The 1,030-nt window shown below is 68.0% G+C and carries 1 protein-coding gene; it reads right to left on the reverse strand.

Annotated elements, in window-relative coordinates; translation table 11 throughout:
* Positions 1 to 148 precede the first annotated feature (148 nt).
* Entirely contained in the window at positions 149 to 964 is an 816-nt protein-coding gene (locus sphsw_RS08810; RefSeq protein ID WP_031440283.1) for an LD-carboxypeptidase, read from the reverse strand.
* Positions 965 to 1,030 lie beyond the last annotated feature (66 nt).

The following is a 1,030-nucleotide window of genomic DNA, read 5'->3' on the forward strand; positions in this document are numbered from 1 at the left end:
CGCAATAACCCCGCGCCCCTCCCCAAACTCTACCCCGGCGAAGGCCGGGGCCCAGTTGGGAAACGTCGCCGACAAAAGACCGCGCTCAGTTACGCCGACCTCACCAACTGGACCCCGGCCTCCGCCGGGGTGGAAGCAATCTGCCCCCTCACCCCACCCCAAACGGCACCACATGGTTCCCCTGCGTGTGCCCCACCTCGGCCCGCCCCAGATACGGCACCCCCATGTCCCGCGCCCAGCGCACCATCATGTAATCCAGCGTCTCCCCCCAGGCCGGCTCGTTCGCCTGCACCGCAGTGACCGCCCCCAGCCTGAGCCCGGCAATCCCCTTCAGCTGCGTCGCGTTCGCCACTTTGAACAGCATCCGGTCGATCGCATACATCGGCTCCGACACCTCCTCGACGATCAGCACATGATCGGTCAGATCCGGCAGCCACGGCGTCCCGATCAGCGACGTCAGGATCGACAGGTTGAACGCCGCCGAAGGCTGCCCCCCGAGCCCCGGCTCGAGTCCGCTGCGATCCCCCCGCGCCATCCACCCGAGCGACCGCGCCACCGTCGCCTCGCCATCATGCCGGTTGATGTCGCTCACCATCGGCCCGTGCGCCACCCGCCCGATCCGCCGCGCATAGAGCGCCCCCAGCAGGAACCCGACATCCGAATAGCCCAGATACGTCTTGTGCCGCGCCGCGCGCCCCAGCTCGGGCATCACCATCTGCAGGATCCGGTTCGCGCCATAACCCCCGCGCAGGAACCAGAGCGCGTCGAACGCCGGATCGTTCGCATATTCCAGAAACGCCGCCGCCCGCGCGAAATCCGACCCCGCGAAATGCCCGTCGGTCGCGGTGCACTGCGGATGGAACACCAGCTCGACCTCGGGAAACGCGCGCGCCGCATAGGCGGTGACCACGGGGATCGCCGAAGGGTTGGTCCGGCTCGACGCGGCGAGAACACCGATGCGCATGGTTCGTCCTGTCTTGCCCCGTTACGCAACCGCCGATAGCGCGAGCACATGGATATCACCAACCCC

Origin of the sequence: Sphingomonas sp. FUKUSWIS1, from assembly GCF_000733135.1 — a bacterium.
Classification (GTDB): domain Bacteria; phylum Pseudomonadota; class Alphaproteobacteria; order Sphingomonadales; family Sphingomonadaceae; genus Sphingomonas; species Sphingomonas aerolata.

What these genes read in the sequence shown, in the direction of transcription:
- sphsw_RS08810 (WP_031440283.1), bottom strand. Translation starts at nt 964, where the DNA reads ATGCGCATCGGTGTTCTCGCCGCGTCGAGCCGGACCAACCCTTCGGCG.